Origin of the sequence: Nocardiopsis sp. ATB16-24, assembly GCF_030271535.1 — a bacterium.
Lineage (GTDB): Bacteria > Actinomycetota > Actinomycetes > Streptosporangiales > Streptosporangiaceae > Nocardiopsis.
Genome location: NZ_JASCXJ010000001.1, coordinates 34,467 through 51,673, shown reverse-complemented (window position 1 = coordinate 51,673; position 17,207 = coordinate 34,467). Strand labels below are relative to the sequence as shown.

14 protein-coding genes are annotated in these 17,207 nt (G+C 69.1%); 11 read left to right on the top strand and 3 right to left on the bottom strand.

What is annotated here, in order from left to right:
• Nucleotides 1-46: 46 nt before the first annotated feature.
• Together PFX91_RS00220 and PFX91_RS00215 are read right to left on the bottom strand one after the other, a co-directional pair.
• Nucleotides 47-253: a DUF397 domain-containing protein gene (locus PFX91_RS00220; RefSeq protein WP_285728513.1), complete on the bottom strand. Its 207-nt coding sequence runs from the start codon at nt 251-253 to the stop codon at nt 47-49.
• The gene (locus PFX91_RS00215) at nt 250-1,086 is read right to left on the bottom strand and encodes a helix-turn-helix domain-containing protein (RefSeq protein WP_285728511.1); all 837 of its coding nucleotides are present in this window, start codon (nt 1,084-1,086) and stop codon (nt 250-252) included. The genes PFX91_RS00220 and PFX91_RS00215 overlap by 4 nt, the downstream gene beginning before the upstream one ends.
• A gap of 117 nt (nt 1,087-1,203) precedes the next feature.
• Between PFX91_RS00215 and PFX91_RS00210 the strand changes: the two genes are divergently transcribed.
• The 4 genes from PFX91_RS00210 (at nt 1,204) to PFX91_RS00195 (ending at nt 6,039) form a co-directional block, all read left to right on the top strand.
• Nucleotides 1,204-1,500 (top strand): hypothetical protein, encoded by a 297-nt coding sequence (locus tag PFX91_RS00210; RefSeq protein ID WP_285728510.1) that lies wholly within the window; start codon nt 1,204-1,206, stop codon nt 1,498-1,500.
• Nucleotides 1,501-1,742: 242 nt separating this feature from the next.
• On the top strand, nt 1,743-2,000 hold the full coding sequence (locus tag PFX91_RS23210; RefSeq protein ID WP_502888217.1) for an RRXRR domain-containing protein: 258 nt from the start codon (nt 1,743-1,745) through the stop codon (nt 1,998-2,000).
• A 636-nt stretch (nt 2,001-2,636) separates the two neighbouring features.
• Nucleotides 2,637-4,655 carry a SpoIIE family protein phosphatase gene (locus PFX91_RS00200; protein ID WP_285728507.1) on the top strand — a complete coding sequence of 673 codons (2,019 nt, stop codon included), beginning with the start codon at nt 2,637-2,639 and terminating at the stop codon, nt 4,653-4,655.
• Between the two features lie 22 nt (nt 4,656-4,677).
• Nucleotides 4,678-6,039, top strand: coding sequence for a replication-associated recombination protein A (locus tag PFX91_RS00195; RefSeq protein ID WP_285728505.1), 1,362 nt, complete (start codon nt 4,678-4,680; stop codon nt 6,037-6,039).
• Nucleotides 6,040-6,086: 47 nt separating this feature from the next.
• Here the strand turns inward: PFX91_RS00195 and PFX91_RS00190 are convergent, their stop codons facing one another.
• Nucleotides 6,087-7,670 (bottom strand): serine/threonine-protein kinase, encoded by a 1,584-nt coding sequence (locus tag PFX91_RS00190; protein ID WP_285728504.1) that lies wholly within the window; start codon nt 7,668-7,670, stop codon nt 6,087-6,089.
• A gap of 347 nt (nt 7,671-8,017) precedes the next feature.
• On the opposite strand from PFX91_RS00190, the gene PFX91_RS00185 reads away from it, so the two are divergent.
• The 7 genes from PFX91_RS00185 (at nt 8,018) to PFX91_RS00155 (ending at nt 17,166) form a co-directional block, all read left to right on the top strand.
• A complete protein-coding gene (locus PFX91_RS00185) occupies nt 8,018-8,410 on the top strand; it encodes a DUF948 domain-containing protein (protein WP_285728503.1) in 393 nt (130 codons plus the stop codon).
• Nucleotides 8,407-8,679: a DUF6167 family protein gene (locus PFX91_RS00180; RefSeq protein ID WP_285728502.1), complete on the top strand. Its 273-nt coding sequence runs from the start codon at nt 8,407-8,409 to the stop codon at nt 8,677-8,679. Before PFX91_RS00185 ends, PFX91_RS00180 begins: the two co-directional genes overlap by 4 nt.
• Nucleotides 8,680-8,776: 97 nt before the next feature.
• A complete protein-coding gene (locus PFX91_RS00175; protein ID WP_285728501.1) occupies nt 8,777-9,379 on the top strand; it encodes a hypothetical protein in 603 nt (200 codons plus the stop codon).
• A gap of 779 nt (nt 9,380-10,158) precedes the next feature.
• Nucleotides 10,159-12,825: an alanine--tRNA ligase gene (gene alaS / locus PFX91_RS00170; RefSeq protein ID WP_285728500.1), complete on the top strand. Its 2,667-nt coding sequence runs from the start codon at nt 10,159-10,161 to the stop codon at nt 12,823-12,825.
• A 575-nt stretch (nt 12,826-13,400) separates the two neighbouring features.
• A complete protein-coding gene (gene ruvX, locus PFX91_RS00165) occupies nt 13,401-13,889 on the top strand; it encodes a Holliday junction resolvase RuvX (RefSeq protein WP_285728499.1) in 489 nt (162 codons plus the stop codon).
• Nucleotides 13,886-16,318: an endolytic transglycosylase MltG gene (gene mltG / locus PFX91_RS00160; RefSeq protein WP_285728497.1), complete on the top strand. Its 2,433-nt coding sequence runs from the start codon at nt 13,886-13,888 to the stop codon at nt 16,316-16,318. Before ruvX ends, mltG begins: the two co-directional genes overlap by 4 nt.
• Nucleotides 16,319-16,338: 20 nt before the next feature.
• Nucleotides 16,339-17,166: a shikimate dehydrogenase gene (locus PFX91_RS00155; protein ID WP_285728495.1), complete on the top strand. Its 828-nt coding sequence runs from the start codon at nt 16,339-16,341 to the stop codon at nt 17,164-17,166.
• Nucleotides 17,167-17,207 lie beyond the last annotated feature (41 nt).

Genomic DNA, 17,207 nt, shown 5'->3' with positions numbered 1-17,207 from the left:
GCCGCTCTGGCTACCCCACCCATCTACCGCTCAGCCGCCGTAGACCTCAAGCCCGGCTGGCCTCCTCGGAGAACACGTCGAAGTCGAACTCGCCGTTGCGCACGCCTTGGAGGAAGGACCGCCACTCGCCCCGGGTGTAGACGTGGGCGGGACGTTCGGGGTGCTTGCTGTCCGTGACATGGAACTCGCCGCCGACCTGTTCCACCTGAACGCATTCCCCTTGCTGACTGCTGAAGCTCGACTTGATTCTCACGTGTACCCCTCAACGTACTTCTCCATCAGCTCACGGGATTCTTTCACACTGAGTGCGAAGCCCAGCAGGCTCTCGAAGACCCGGGCGGCAGTGGTGACCTCTGCGGATTTGTCCAGAAACAATTCGCCCACCGTGGTGTCCAGGTAGACCACCCGCCGGTCGTCGCAGTCCAGAAGGGTCAGGCCTCCGACAGCGGCCGGATGGGCCCCAGCGTCGAACGGCACGATTTGTATCGAGATCTGTGCCTGAGCCGACGTATAGAGAAGGTGCTGGATCTGCTCACGCATGACGTGTTCGTCGCCGACGACGCGACGTAGTGCTCCCTCGTCCATCAGGGTCAGCAGCCGAGGGCTGTTCTCACGGCTGAGAATCTGACGGCGGGCCATACGTAGTTCCAGGCGACGTTCCACTTCTTCGTCATCGATCTCCTGAGGGCCGTAGAGCAGGATCTGTCGGGCATAGTCAGGTGTTTGGAAAAGGCCGGGGACGATGACCTGGTACGTCCGAATCTCTGATGCGTCGACTTCCAGATCCAACAGGGCGGCGTACTCAGGGCGGAGGAGGTCACGGTAGGGGTGCCACCAGCTGGGTTGCTCTGCCAGCCGGAAGAGTGTCATGACCTCCTCCCGTTCGTCGGGGCCCACTCCGTACAGATCGAAGAGCTGGTGCAGGACCACACGCTTGGGTACGCGCTCGCCGCGTTCGTAACGCGCGAAGGATCCTTGAAGGGTCTCCAGTTCATCACTCACTTGTGCCTGTGTGAATCCTGCCTGCTTGCGGAGTTCGGCCAGCTTCTTACCGAAGCGATGTCGCCGGATGTTGGTCTGGGCCATGAAACCACCTGAAGTTACATACGTATTGGAATTATCCAAGATACTGTGGAAATCCACCAACTTGGATTAATCCAATCTACCGTAGAGTTCTGAAGCTGCTCAGAGGAGTGACTGCTGGTGAACGCCTTCCTGCTCTATGCCGTGCGTACCTCTTCGGAACCGCGCAACGCCCCGACGTTTCCCCTCCTGGTGACGCACCCGACCGACAAGAATGTCCTCGGCGGTGCGAACCTCTACCACTGGGCGGTTGACACGCTGGGGCAGGGATATGAGCTGGGACTGTACAGCGCCATGCACATCGAGCTGGACGACGAGGGAGACGAGCGGTTCTGCTTCCGGGAGGAGATGCTCCTCTGGGACGGAACGGCGGTGCTGAATCGTCACACCAGCGTCTTCGGCCCTCAGCTGGTCTGAGTTCTTCCTTGTCGAAACGCCCTACGTAACGAGACCCTCGCCGGAACGGGTGAAAGCCCCCGCCCGCCCGAGGTGGGGGATCGCCGTTGCCGGCACCAGTCGACATCGTGAGGAGGTGACCGAAGTCGGCTACGTTCCGTGCAGGGGAAGACCCACCAGGTCGTGGCTTCACCAGCGGCCTGCTCTGGAATCCGAATCAGTGGACACCCCCGGGGCAGGGAGGAAACGGATCCGGAGACCGTGTGACGGCAGCCGGTACAGGTCATGCGCGAGGTGAGGCCACCGCCGGGTGGTCGCCTCCCAGCCTGTGGCATCGGGTGGTGACCACGGTCGGCTGGGTGGACTGTCTGATTCGGTGGGCGCCGGTACGGATGGTGCATGTGGAACAGAACGTCTTCGACACGCACGCTCTGTCGGCTGGTCGTCCGCTCAAAAGTCTGGAGTACCAGCAGAGCACCCTGTACGGGTACGAGGTTCGTGAGTACCTTCTCTCCAAGTGAGGACGAACCTGTACCTATCGCGGAGCCGAGTGCGCTCTCCTGGACATCGACCACATCCGCTCGACCTCAGGGCGGTGCGCGGACCGCGCACCGCCCTGACGTGTACGCGGCACCCGGATCCCCTTCTCCTCGCCCGCTCTCCACGGTCACGCCGGAGCACGCCGATCATCGGACGCGGGCCCGGCCGGAGACGGACTCACTATCCCAATACGGGTGCGTCGAGGGCCGTCATCCCCTACCGTTGAGGGCGAATCACCCCTCCCGCGCCGTGGTGGAGCACGTGTTGTGGAGTGAACACGGTGCATGTACGGAGATCTCCGTACGCGTTCGGCGGCGGTGGTGGAGTGAGTTCTGTGCCGTTGAGTCACACGGTCGTAACGATTTACGCCCTGTGCCCGCCGGGGTGCGGTCCCGAATATGGAATTCAGCGCCGGCACCCTGTACCGGTGAACCGTGAGAAGACCTGTCCGACAGGTCACGCGGTCGCCAGGCGCCGGGTGCGCCGGTGGCCGTCCCGGTTCGGCGCCGGGTCCGGTCCGACCCGGGACATCTAGAATGAGCTGATCGGAACGTTTCAGGGGTGACCGCGCCCGGGCGCGGGTGTGACGTCCGAGACGATATGAGGATGAGTCATACGTGAACGGAAAACGCGCTGTAGGGGGTGGCTCCGAGGGTGCTCTCGCGGAGGCGTTCTCCCACGCTCCCGAGCCCATGGTGCTCGCCTTGGCCGACGGCGCGATCTGGTACGCCAACCTGGCCTTCACCGAACTCGTGGATCTGGACGAGGCCGATCTCGTCGGACGGGCATGGTACGACCTCCTCGATGACAACGACGTCCAACGCGGTTCACGCGCCCACGAACAGGCACTCTCCGGTGCTCGGGGACGCCGCGTCCGTCTACGGTTGCGGGCGGCGGACAAGGCCGCCCATCTGGTGGAGGCCCGACTGCGTCCCCTGCCGGGAGGGGAGGGGGCGCGCGTGGTCGTGCTGCTGCACGTCCTCTCCTCCGAGGAGACCGACCTGCGCGTGGTCAGCGAGCTGCGCACCGACAACTCCGACTCCGTCATGTGGAGTCTGGACCTGAGCACCGGGATGATGCGCGAGCTCTTCGGCCCCACCCCGCTGGGCGCCCTTCTGGCGGGGGGAGAACGCGAACTCGAACGCATCCTGGAGCGGGTCCATCCGGACGACATCGCGCGCGTGCGGGACGCCATGTCCGCCTCCTTCGCCGGACGCGACTACGAACAGCGCCTGCGCGTCTTCGACCGTCTGGGCGATGAGCGCTCTCTGCACGTGCGGGCCCGCTACGTGCCCGGGGACCCCGACCGGCTCGTCGGCATCATCGATGACGTCACCGAGCACGTCCAACTCGTACGTCGTCTGGCCGATCGTCGCCGTACCGAGGCGGAGCACGGTCGACTGGTCACCGAGCTGTCCTCCAAACTCGTCTCCGCCACCACCGTCGACAAGGTCATGGACCTGCTCAGCGAGGAGTTCCTGCCCATATTCGGTGGTCTGTACGCCATTGCCCTCTATGTCGAGGACGGGCTGTTGCGCAGTTCGCCCAGTGCCCGTTCCCGGGGCGGCAACATCGACCAGATCGACGGTCGCCGTGCCGACGACACCGACTTCCCCATGGGCGCGGTCATCCAGGACCGCCAACCCCGCTTCTTCGAGAGCCGTGCCGAGATCATCAGCCGTTTTCCCGCGGCGGTCGAGCTCATGCGCCAGGTACGCGGCCAGGCCTGGGCCACCGTGCCGATCTTCGGGGACGGCAAGGTGGCCCTGGGCGTGTGGCAGATGGTGTGGGACCGCCCCCATCACGCAGGCCGTGACGAGCGCGCACTGATGCTCACCTTCGCCGGCCTCGCCGGTCAGGCCCTACAGCGCATCAAGACCCAACAGGCCGAACTCGAACTGGCCGACGCCGTCCAGCGACGCATGCTGCCCCGACAGGTGGCCAGTTTCCCCGACATGGACATCGCCACCAAGTACCTGCCCTCCCGCGCCGAGTGGCGTATCTGCGGCGACTTCTACGACGTCATCGAACTGCCCGAGAACAAGGTCGGCCTCCTGGTCGGCGACGTCCAGGGGCACGGCGTGGAGGCCGCAGCGGCCATGGGACAGATCCGTTTGGCCTTCCGCGCCTACGCCACCGACCAGTCCGACCCCGGCGTGGTCCTGGGGGAGACCAACCGACTGCTCACCGAGACCGGCGAGATCGTCTTCGCCACCTGCGGTTATCTCGTGGTGGACCGGGAGAGCGGGGTCATGCAGGCCGCATGGGCGGGTCAGCCGCCGGTGGTGCTGGCCTCCGAGGACGACTACGAGTTCTGGGAGCCCGAGACCGGTCCGCCCCTGGGAGTGCTCCCCGACACCGAGTACGTCGTGAGCACCCGCATGCTGCCGCCCGGGACGGCACTGCTGCTGTGCTCCGACGGGCTGGTGGAGAGCTCGGAGGTGCCGATGAGCGAGGGGCTGGCCGAGGTCGGCGCGATCCTGGCCGAGTACCACGAGACCCCCGAGGAGGCCGCTCGTGTCCTGGCCGAGAGGGCTCCCGCGGGTCGCGGCGACGACATCGCGCTGCTCGTCACCCGCATGGTCCCCTCCCTGACACCGACGAGGGACCGGTCTGTGGTGGCCTCGCGGACCTGACCGTCACCGCTACCCTGAGAACGTGTCCGAAACACTGTTCGACGACGCCGGAGCCGAAGCCGCACGGGGGCAGGAACCGCTCGCGGTACGCATGCGCCCCCGCACCCTGGACGAGGTCATGGGCCAGCGGCACCTGCTGGGACAGGGCAGTCCGCTGCGGCGCCTGGTCGAGGACGACGCCCCCATGTCCGTGTTCCTGTGGGGTCCCCCCGGCACCGGCAAGACCACTCTGGCGACGGTGGTCAGCCGTGCCACCAAGCGTCGCTTCGTGGAGCTGTCCGCGGTCAACGCCGGGGTCAAGGACGTGCGGGCCGTGGTCGACGAGGCGCGTCGACGCATGGGCATGCACGGCACGCGCACCCTGCTCTTCGTCGACGAGGTGCACCGTTTCAGTAAGACGCAACAGGACGCGCTGTTGCCCGCGGTGGAGAACCGCTGGGTGAGCTTCATCGGCGCCACCACCGAGAACCCGTTCTTCTCCGTGGTCAGCCCGTTGCTGTCCCGTTCGTTGTTGCTGTCACTGGAGTCCCTGGACGACGACGACATCCGTGCCCTCGTGGAACGGGCCCTGACCGAGGAGCGCGGCCTGGACGGCCGCTACACGCTCTCGGAGGAGGGTGCCGACCACCTCGTGCGTCTGGCCGGTGGTGACGGGCGCCGGTCCCTGACCTACCTGGAGGCCGCCGCACTCGTCGCCGGCCCCTCCACCCAGGGCGGCGCCTCCGGTGACGGACCGGTCCTCATCACCGCCGAGCACGTCGAGCGCGCCGTGGATCGGCACGCCGTGCGCTACGACCGTTCCGGTGACCAGCACTACGACGTGGTCAGCGCCTTCATCAAGAGCATGCGCGGTTCCGACCCCGACGCCGCGCTGCACTACCTCGCCCGCATGATCGAGGCCGGGGAGGATCCGCGTTTCATCGCTCGCCGCGTCGTCGTGCACGCCAGTGAGGACGTGGGCATGGCCGATCCCACCGCGCTCCAGACGGCCGTGGCCGCGGCCCAGGCCGTGGAACTCATCGGTATGCCCGAGGCGCGCATCAATCTGGCCCAGGCGGTCATCCACATCAGCCTGGCGCCCAAGTCCAACGCGGTCATCACCGCCATCGACGCGGCGGTGGCCGACGTCAGGGCGGGGCGCGCCGGACCCGTGCCCCCGCACCTGCGTGACGGCCACTACAAGGGCGCCGCCGAACTCGGTCACGGCAAGGGCTACCGCTACGCCCACGACTTTCCCGGCGGGGTGGCTCCCCAGCGGCACGCTCCCGACGGTCTGACCGACCGCGAGTACTACCGGCCCACCCGGCACGGCGCCGAACGTCGCTTCGGCGAGGTGCTCCAACGCATCAGGAGTGTTCTACGGGGCGAGGATCGCAACGCCTGACGTCCGTGCGGGCCCGGCCCCCGTCGCTCCGCGCGACCTCGGCCACGTCAGTCGGTGAACAGCTCGGTGATCCGCACGATCTCACGGGGCTCACCGTCCTCCTCGGTCTCCTCGGCGAAGGTGACCTCCACGATCACCACCGGCCCCCACGACAGATAGCCGATGAAGTCGGCCCCGGTCAGTTCCCAGGTGCCGCGTCCCTCCTCATCGAGGAAGACGTGGTCCGGCGCGGCGCAGAACTTGGCGCACAGGACCTCCGCGTCGGGGGCGATGACCGCTTCGGCGGGTTCCCCCGCCTCCTCCCACTGCTCGGCCCAGGCGCTGTGACTGGGCACCCCCTGGTTACGGACCGGTTCGTCGTCACGGTCGACCGGGGTGTACACCCACGGCCCCGACCCGGGGGACTCCTGTTCGGCGGGATCGAACCGCACGACCATGGTCAACGGGTCCTCCTCCGCGGAGGGCTCCTCCTCCCCCGCCTCCTCCTCCGCGGCGTCGGAGACCGGCTCCTCGCCCTGGTCGGAGTCCGACACCTGGGAGAGCCCCCACACCCCGGCGCCGACGAGTCCCAGGGCCAGGAGCCCGCCGACCGCCAGGAACAGGGTCCGGGTGGGACGCCGGTTGGACATCCGTCCCTCCAACCGGACGACCTCGGGCACGCGGGCGGGAGGCTCCACGGCGTGCCACTCCCGCTCCAGGATGAGCGCCAGTTCGTCCCGGTCCGGTGAGGACGTTGCCTGTGAGGCATCCGTGCCTTCGACGTTCTCGGAGGCGGAGTTCTCGGACTGCCACACCGCGATGACCGCGCCGAGCACCTCGCGCAGGCTGGGGCGACGCTCCGGGTCGGGGTCCAGCGAACGCCCGACCACCGGGCGCAGCCCCTTGGGCAGACCGTCCAGATCGAAGGAACCCTGGGCGGCCCGTTCCGCGATCTCCTCGGGCTCACCAGGGCCGAAGGGCAGACGGCCCGTTCCGGCGAAGGCGACGATGGCCCCCCACGCGAACACGTCGGCGGCGGGTGTGGCCGGTCCGCCTCCGAAACGCTCGGGACTCAGCCAGGTGGCACCCGAACCGCGCAGGTGCTCCGCCGAGGCCGCGACCGCGCACTCCATGATGTGCGGTCCGTGGGACTCCAACAGGACCTCGCTGGGGCGCAGTGATCCGTGTGCCACCCCTCGCGCGTGCAGCGCGGACAGACCTTCGGCCAGGCCCGTGGCCAGGGCTATGAGCTTTCCCGTGCCCAGACCACCACGTTTGGTGACGTAGTGGGACAGGCGCTCGCCCGCCAGGTAGGGCATGGAGAGCCAGGGCGGATTGGCGTCGCCGTCGAAGGCCAAAGGCACGACCACGCGCCGGGAATCGACGTTGGACAGGGCTCGTAGGCGCTGTTCCAGGGCCGGGTGGGCATCGGGGGAGTCCAGCTCGGGGGAGGTGAGGGTCTTGACCGCCACCAGGCGATCGTCCGCACTGGGGGAGGCGGTGTCCACCGCGGCGTAGACGGTGCCGCTGGACCCCTGCCCCAGACGTCCCAGGACCAGGTAGGGACCGATCCGTGAAGGGTCGTCCGGATAGAGGGGGGCCAGATCCGGCGGAACCAATACGGAGATCTCTCGGGGAGAACGAGGGCTCATGGGTGTCCTGTCGATGCTTCATGGGCAGGTGGGAGGCTGAGTGTCCGACATCGTAGTCAAGATCCCGCTTCGCAGTGATTCCCGATTCTCCGGCAGAGGGAGGCCGGACGTCGATCCCCACGGTCTCCATCGGTCACCTGGGGTGAGGGTCGACCGAGCACGGCCGGCGAGGTCCCCGTCCTTCCACCGTGGCGTGTCCGCCCGATCGGGCCGGGGACACGATAGGGTCGGCCGAAAATCGGCCCGACCGCGGACCACGGGGCCCCGTCGCCCCCTCCGGGCCCGGCGCGTGCGCGAGAGGCCGCCGCACACCCTCGAAGAACCCTCTATCTGCCCACGGAGCCCGCATGCTTACCGGAGGAGAGGTCGCCGCGCTCGTCGCCGCGGTGGTCTGGGCGGTGCTGGCCACGTTCATGTGCGTGGCGCTCGTCAAACTGATCAAACTCATCAACGAGGCGACCAAGGTCGTCTCGGAACTGGGGGACCGTACCCCGCCGCTGCTGGACGACGTCGCCTCGACGGTGGAACGCACCAACACGTCACTCGAACGGGTGGAGGAGATCACCGCCAACGTGCAGGCCAGTTCCGAGGACGTCTCCACGATGACGGCGCTGACCCGTTCGGTGTTCACCGGGCCGTTGGTGAAGGTGGCGTCGCTGTCCTACGGCGTGCGACGAGTCCTGGGCCAGCGCAAGACCCTGGCGGTGGTGCGCGGACGTAGGAAGAAGGCGAACCGGTGATCGGCAGACTGTTGTATCTCGTGGCGGGGGCCGCCATCGGCGGTTACGCGGTCCACCGGGTCAACCGGGCCAGGAGAGCCCTGACCCCGGGCGGTATCGCCGAACGCGTGGAAGGACACGTCACCGAGTACCGTGGCGCTCTGCGCGAACTCAACGAGGACCTGGTCCAGGCGGTCCGTGAGCAGGAGGAGGAGCTCCTGCGCCGCTACGCCCCGGTGAAGGGCCGAAGAATCCTGCCCGCCGGACAGGAACCCCCGGAGCCGACCTGAGGGACCCATGGGGTCGGCCGTACGGTGCCGTGATACTCCTCGCGATACCGTGGTAGGGACTTACGAGAGAACGTTTCCCACCCGACGGAGGCCGCCTGTGTACCCGCGACAACCCTCGGACGACCCGAACCAAGGTGGGCAGTACCCCGGCGGGCAGTACCCCGGAGGTCCGTACCCGCCCCAGCACGGGCAGTACGGAGGTCATCCGCAGTCCGTCCCCGGGGCTCCGGGTACGGGCCCGGCCAGGATGCCGGGTCCGGTCATCACCGTGCGAGTACTGATGTTCATCGGCGGCGCCTGTGGGCTGTTGCTCGGCGGGCTGGTGTGGCTCACCGCCGCGATGGCCGTCAGCGAGGGGCCGGCCGGCGAGGAGATGCGGCGCGCCCTGGAGGAGACGGGGCTGCCGTTGTCGGGCGCCGAGGCGGGGGCGCTCTTCGCCGCCGTCGGAGCGATCCCGTTCGTCTACGGTGTCATCTCCATCGTTCTGGCCGCGTTCATGGGGCGTCGCAGTCCCGTCGTGCTGTGGTCGGTGGTGGTCTTCCAGGCGTTGGCCGCGCTGAGCCTGGTGGTGAGTGTCTTCTCCGGTGGCTTCGGCTCGATCGTTCCCCTGATCTTCGCGATCGTCATGATCGTGCTCATGCTGCTGGAGAGCAGCCGCGCCTACTACACCAAGGCTCCGGCGAACCCTGGAGCCTACTGACGCTCCCATGACCGTCGACACCGAGGGGGGATCGGCCGGTCCCCCCTCGGCCTGTGCGGCCGCGATTCTCGTCGGCCCGCCCCCGGTCGACCCTCGACGGAGCACACGGCCTTGCGGGAAGGACTCCCCGCCCCCGTGTTCCGTTCCTCCTCCCGGAGCATGCCGGGGGCGGTCGTCACCGTGCGGGCGCCGATGTCCACCGGCGGCTTCGGTGATCCTGCCGGGCCCCTCCTCGACGCCGTCGTACTTCTGGGCTTCGGTGGCCGAGAGAGGGGCCTTGGGCCACGGAGAAGGACGACAGGGGGTCCCGCCGCCTTCACCGGCGCCATCGCCCGGCCCCACGGTCCACGGCACCGTCTGCCTCACCTCGGTCCTTCTCTCAGGGCGCGGTGGGTGGGAGCCGTTCCGAAGCGTCGTCGTCTTCCACGGTGTGACGTCGCCCCTCCTCCCTCATGGTCGTTCGCGGTGACCGACCCTTCCGGCTCCGCCGACCCTCGTCGCCGCGATGATCGCCCCGAGGCCCACGCCGAGGGCCCGGGAGGACCACCCGCCATGACCACGTTCGCCCGAGGTGGGGCGGTGGGCGGCGGCGATAGCCTGGGAACGACCAGGCCGTCGCCGTCGTCCGGAGGCGGAAAGCACCGGCGGCCTCCCATGAACCGTGCGCGTCAGAGTGGCGATCCCCTCTACGATGGGCCCTTATCGACCACACGTGAAACGGTCCCACGTCGGGACGGACACCTTGCTCCGGGCGGCGGAGCCATTACAGGAGGGCATCAATGGAGACGGCAGAGATCGCGCGCCGCTTCCTCGGTTTCTTCGAGAAGAACGGACACACCGTGGTGCCCTCGGCAAGCCTCATCGCCGAGGACCCCACGTTGCTGCTGGTGCCGGCGGGCATGGTCCCGTTCAAGCCCTATTTCCTGGGCGAGCGCACTCCTCCCCACAGCACCGTCGCCAGTGTCCAAAAGTGCATCCGCACCATCGACATCGAGGAGGTCGGCAAGACCTCCCGGCACGCCACCTTCTTCCAGATGCTGGGCAACTTCTCCTTCGGCGACTACTTCAAGGAGAGGGCCATCCCGCTGGCGTGGGAGCTCATCACCACCCCCGTCGACCAGGGCGGCTTCGGGATCGATCCGGAGAAGCTGTGGGTCACCGTCTACCTGGACGACGACGAGGCCGAGGCCATCTGGCGGGACAAGGTGGGAGTGCGCCCCGAGCGCATCCAGCGCCTGGGCAAGGAGGAGAACTACTGGGACATGGGCGTGCCCGGTCCCTGTGGCCCCTGCTCGGAGATCTTCTACGACCGTGGTCCCGCCTACGGAGCCGAGGGAGGCCCTGCGGCGGACGAGGACCGCTACGTCGAGATCTGGAACCTCGTCTTCATGCAGTACGAGCGGGGCGAGGGCAGCGGCAAGGACTACCCGATCCTCGGCGAGCTGCCGAAGAGGAACATCGACACGGGGATGGGTCTGGAGCGCCTCGCGGCGGTCATGCAGGGCGTCGACAACATCTACGAGACCGACATCATCGGTCGTGTCCTGCACCGCGCGGCCGATCTCACCGGTACCCGATACGGCGAGAATGAGGAGCAGGACGTCATGCTCCGTGTGGTCGCCGACCACGTGCGCAGTGCCGTCATGCTCGTCGGTGACGGGGTCAAGCCCGGCAACGAGAAGGCCGGATACGTTCTGCGCCGCATCCTGCGCCGCTCCATCCGCAACCTACGCCTGCTGTCGGGTGGTGACACGGCCTTCCTCCACGAGCTGACCGAGGTCAGCATCGACGCGATGAAGGACATCTACCCCGAACTGCTGGACAAGGCCGAGACCATCCACGGGGTGATCGACACCGAGGAGAAGAACTTCGCCGACACCCTGCGCGCGGGGACGACCCTGTTCGGCCGGGTGGCCGAGCGTACCCGTGCCGCGGGCGGCACCGTCTTCTCCGGCGCGGACGCCTTCCAACTGCACGACACCTATGGCTTCCCCATCGACCTGACCCTGGAGATGGCGGCCGAGCAGGGTCTGTCGGTGGACGAGAAGGCCTTCCGCGAGCTCATGCAGCGCCAGAAGGACACCGCCAAGGCCGACGCCAAGGCCAAGAAGCTCGGCAACGCCGACATCTCGCTGTACGGACGGTTGCTGGAGGGCGCGGGGGCGACCGACTTCCTCGGCTACACCGACGCCGAGAGCGAGTCCCAGATCAAGGGCATGGTCGTCGACGGCGCCTCCGTGCCCGTGGCCCGTGCGGGCGACAAGGTCGAGATCATCCTCGACCGCACCCCGTTCTACGCCGAGAGCGGCGGCCAGCTCGCCGACACCGGCACGCTGACCGTGGACGGACGCGGCGTCGTGGACGTGGAGGACGTGCAAAAGCCCCTGCCCGGCCTGTTCGTGCACCGTGGCACCGTCCGTTCGGGTGAGGTCGTTCTGGACGACACCGCGCACGCCACCATCGACACCGGCCGCCGCCACGCCATCGAGCGTTCGCATTCGGCCACCCACCTCCTCCACGCGGCGTTGCGCAACTCCCTGGGCCCCTCGGCGGGACAGGCGGGCTCGGAGAACCGTCCCGGTCACCTGCGGTTCGACTTCACCGCCGACCACGCGCTGGGCGACGATCGCCTGACGGAGGTCGAGGAGGAGGTCAACACCGTCCTGGCCGGGGACATCCCGGTCCAGAGCCAGGAGAGGGGCCTGGACGAGGCGCTGAGGATGGGCGCCCTGGCCATGTTCGGTGAGAAGTACGGCGACCGTGTGCGCGTGGTGGAGATGAGCGACTACTCCATCGAGCTGTGCGGTGGCACCCACGTGCCCTCCACGGCCAGGTTGGGCATCGTCAAACTCCTGGGGGAGTCCTCCATCGGCTCCGGGGTGCGGCGCGTGGAGGCGGCCGTGGGAGTGGACGCGTTCCGACGACTGTCCAGGGAGTCGGCCCTGGTCGGCCGGCTCTCCGAACAGCTCAAGGCGCCGAGGGAGGAACTGCCCGAGCGTATCGACTCCATGCTCTCCCGGCTGCGCGCGGCGGAGAAGGAGATCGAGAAGCTGCGTGCCTCGCAGGTGCTCCAGGCGGCCGGTCCGCTCGCCGAGGGCGCACGCCGCCACGGCGACACGCTGGTCGTGGCCTCCCCGGCGCCGGAGGGCGCCAGTGGCGACGATCTGCGCAAGCTGGTGATGGACGTGCGCGGACGTCTGGGTGAGGACGGGCCCGTGGTCGTGGCGATGACCGCGGTGCCCAAGGACCGCCCTGTCGTGGTGATCGCGGTGAACAAGGCCGCGCAGAAGGCCGGGATCAAGGCGGGCGAGTTGGTGGGCGTCGCGGCCCGCGCGCTCGGTGGTGGTGGCGGGGGCAGGCCCGACATCGCCCAGGGGGGCGGCAGCGACCCCGGCAAGGTCGACGAGGCCCTGCGTGCGGTGGAGGAGCGCGTGGCCAGGGGCTGACCGTTCCAGGGGGCGTGTGCGGTGGCCGGGCTCGGCGCCGTACACGCCTTCGTGTGGGCTCCACGTCATCCCCCCTTGTGTCCATTTCGTGACACGAGGGGCGAAATTCCGCAGATAGGCACAGCGAATCTGTAATGTCGCTGTCTGTGATGATGTGGAGAATTCCACCGCCCGTGGACACGAGGGTCCAGGCGGTGCGATCCGGTGACGACGGGGCGCAGGCCCCGAAAGGGTCCCGGTCGAGGGCCGTTCCGGTTCCGGTCGGAGTCGGAGCGGCTCCGAAGTGTTTTACACTCGGACCGAGCGCGTCCGACCCCGACCATGCCGAGGCAGCCCCCTGCCAGGCGTTCGGAGTGACACGTGGCCCCACGCGGCGGCTGCCTCCGAGGTCGTGCACCGCCCGCATCGGGCATACTGTGGCGCGTCGCAGCCGATCCCACGGCTGTCTGTGCGGGCTCCCCCGCGACCCAGCTGATGAACAGGACCACCGTGTTGAGGATTTCCCGACCGCGGTGCCGTGCCGTCAACGGCACGGCACGCCCGTGCACCGTCCCCGGTCCGGGGGAGAGGTCCTCTTGAGGCACGGTGTACGCCTGGCCGTGGACCCCGGTAACGCCCGTATCGGAGTCGCCGCCAGCGATCCGAGCGGTATGCTCGCCAGCCCGGTCGAAACGATTCCGCGTGGCAGAGGAGATCTCCAGCGGATCGCCCTGCTGGTCCTGGAGCGGGAGGCGCGGGAGGTCATCGTGGGCTACCCTGCCTCACTGTCAGGCCGGGAAGGCCCGGCGGCGCGTTCGGCGAGGGAGTTCGCGAACACGCTCGCCGAACTCCTGCACCCCGTCCCCGTCCGCCTGGTCGACGAACGCCTCACCACGGTGACCGCCCAGGAGCAACTGCTCTCCGGAGGTTCCTTCGCCAAGCGAGGAGCCAAGGGCGGACGGGCCCGCAGATCGGTCATCGACCAGGCCGCCGCCACAGTGCTCCTCCAGAGTGCCTTGGACCAGGAACGGTCAACAGGCCATCCCCCGGGCGAGATCGTCCGCTCCAGCCAGGGAGAAGAATGAACGACAGGGATGACTACCCCGACGATCCCTATCGTGGGCACCCCCGCCACGAGCGCGGTCATGACCACGACCCGCTCGGCGACCCCCAGCCCCCCCGCGGGCGAAGGGCACGTCCCGAGCCCCCCGCCTGGGACCAGGGTCCGGGCGGGTTCGGTGGTCCCACCACAGGTGAGTTCCGCGCGTCCGGATACGCGCCCCGCGGCGCTCAGGAGTACGACCCGCTGGACCCCGCGTCCCCGCCGCCCGGGCGCCGTCACGCCGAACCCCCCGGCCCCGCGGCCCCGCCCCGGCGCTTCGGTGCCGCCGACGCGCTGCGCGGTGGACGGGCCGCGCGTTCCGAGGCCCGTCGATCCCCGGGCGGGCCCGGACCCGATATGACCGCTCCGCCCATGCACGGTGCGCCCTCTCCGGCCTCTCCGCCCCCTTCCGGCGCGGCCCCTCCGCACGGTCCCCCCGCCTCCGACCCGACCCAGGACGCGTTGGCGGCCCTCGCCAACCTGGGGGAGAGCACCGCTCCGCCCCGGCCCGAGGCCCGGCAGGCCTCGGGAGCGGAAGGGCCGCCTCGCCGTGGTCGTCGGGCTCGTCCGGACGGCGAATCGGGGCCCGACCGTGTCCGGGAGGAGGACACCGGTCCGGTCGGTCGCGGAGGCCGGCGCAGGCGAGCGACCCCCATCGCCGACTCCGAGACGACGCCGCCCGAAGAGCAGCCTCAGGGACGTCGGGGACGTCGTAAGCGCTCACGGCGTGACGACGAGCCCAGCGGTGGTTTCTTCGACGATGTCCCCGAGGACGAGGACACCTTCTCGGGGAGCTTCCCCGGCGTGAACAGCTCCGCCGACACCGGTGCCTTCGCGGCCGTGGAGGAGGAGCCCTCGCCACGTCGTGGTCGTCGTTCGCGGGCCGGCCGCTCGGAGGAGACGCCCGCCGAGGTGCCCGGGCCCGACGCGGACACGGGCGCCGAAGGCGGAGCGTTCGACGAACTCGACGGACGCCCCGCGAGACGTCGTGGCCGCCGTTCGCGGGCCGAGCGTGCCGATCGGTCGGAGGAGGCGTTCTCCCGGACCCCGGATCCTGACGCGGACGGGGGTCCCGACACCGGAGCGTTCGAGGCGAGCGCCCCGGAGGAGGAGCCCGAGCCGCGTGGCCGCCGTAGCCGTCGCGCGCGTTCGACGGAGGAGGACGAGGAACCCCGCGGACGCCGCGGGGGCCGGCGCAGGCGCGGACGGCGGGAGGAGCCCGAGGAGGAGACGGAGGAGTACCAGTACGAGGAGCCCAACCTCGCCGACCTCGCCGAGGCCTACGGCGGCGGCCGACGCAGCCGTAAGAAGGCCAAGGAGCTCAAGCGTGCCCGCGCCAACGCCGGCAAGGCCGGCAGGGACCGCCACCGCAGGAACAAGACCCTGATGATCGTGCTGGCCCTGGTCCTCCTCCTGGGGATCGTGGGCGGCGGCTACGGCGTCGTACGCACCTACGTCTTCCCGCCCGACTTCGAGGGACAGGGCAGTGGCGAGGTCATCCTCGTCATCGAGCAGGACGACAGCGGAGCGGTCGTGGGGGCCAACCTCGCCGATCTCGGTGTGGTGGCCAGCAGGCGCGCGTTCACCAACGCGTTGGAGGACGTCCCGCCCGAGGAACTCGGCGACGGTCTCGTCCCGGGCAGCTACTCCCTGGCCCGGGGGATGAGCGGGGCGGCCGCCGTGGCCGCGCTGCTCGACCCCGCCAACCGCCTCGGTGGACGTGTCACCATCCCCGAGGGGTTGAGGTCGGAGGAGATCTTCCAGCACCTCTCCGACGAGCTGGGCATCCCCGTGTCCGACTTCGAGGAGGCCTACGCCGACGTCGAGTCGCTGGGCCTGCCCGAATACGCGACCCAAGGCCCCGAGGGGTACCTGTTCCCCGAGACCTATCGGTTCGACTCCGGAACAGAGGCCGGGACGGTGCTGCGTACCATGGTCGCGCAGTTCCACCAGGTCGCCGAGGAACTGGACCTGGAGGCGCAGGCCGCCGAACTCGGTCGCGACGCCAACGAGATCATGGCGATCGCGTCCATCATCCAGGCCGAGACCGGCACGGAGGAGGACATGCCCCTCATCTCGGCGGTCGTGCACAACCGCCTGGAGTTGGACATGGAACTCCAGATGGACAGCACCTGTTTCTACGTCCTGGGTGAGAAGGGCACGTACCTGAACAACGAACAGCGTGCGTCCTGTGAGTCCGATCCTCGTGGTTACAGCACCTACGGTATGGTCGGCCTCCCCGCCGGACCGTTCGTTCCCCCCGGCAAGGTCGCGATCGAGGCGGCGCTGGAACCGGCCGACGTGGACTACCTCTACTTCGCCCTCGTCGATCCCGAGAACGGTACGACCGGCTTCTCCACCACCCTGGAGGAGCACAACGAGATGGTGGCCGAGCACCAGTCCGAATGGTAGGGAAGAAGGGACGGTCACGCGTGCGTGCCGCGGTACTGGGCTCACCTGTGGCCCACTCGCTCTCACCGGTCCTGCACACCGCCGCCTACACGGCGATGGGCCTGGACGAGTGGTCCTACGGAATGCACGAGTGCGCTGAGGAAGAGCTCGCCGCCTTCCTCGGCGGGCTCGGAGACGAGTGGGCGGGTCTGTCCCTGACCATGCCCCTCAAACGCCGTGCCCTGGACCTGGCCGACACGGTCAGCGATCTGTCCCGGCGCGTGGGCGGTGCCAACACCCTCGTTCGTCGGGGCGGGGACTGGCAGGCCCACAACACCGACGTGGCGGGCATCGCCGAGGCCCTGACGGAGGCCGGGGTGGGCGCACCGCGCAGCGCGGTCATCCTGGGGGCCGGAGCCACCGCGGCCTCCGCGCTGGCCGCGTTGGTCTCGCTGGGCCTGTCCTCTCCGGTCACCGTGCTGGTACGCGACCCCCGACGTACCGAGGACCTGGTCGCCGCCGCACGGAGGATCGGCCATCCGCTGGAGGTCGGGACGCTCTCGGAAGCGGGGGAGCGGCTGGACGTGGACCTGGTGGTCTCCTCCCTGCCCTCGGGTGCCGCCGACCGCTATGCCGACCTGGTCGCCGCATCCCGTGCCGACCTGTTCGACGTCGTCTACGCGCCCTGGCCCACCCGCGTCGCCGCGGCCGTCGCCGCGCGTGGGGGCCGTGTGGTCGGTGGGTTCCCCATGTTGCTGCACCAGGCCGTGGAGCAGGTCCGGCTGATGACGGGCGTCGACGACGTCCCGGTGAAGGCCATGCGTGAGGCGGGCGAGGCCGAGCTGGCCCGCCGGAGCGGGGGCGGCTGAGCGGGTCTTGGGCCCGCTCGCGCCGCTCGCGCCCGACTTCG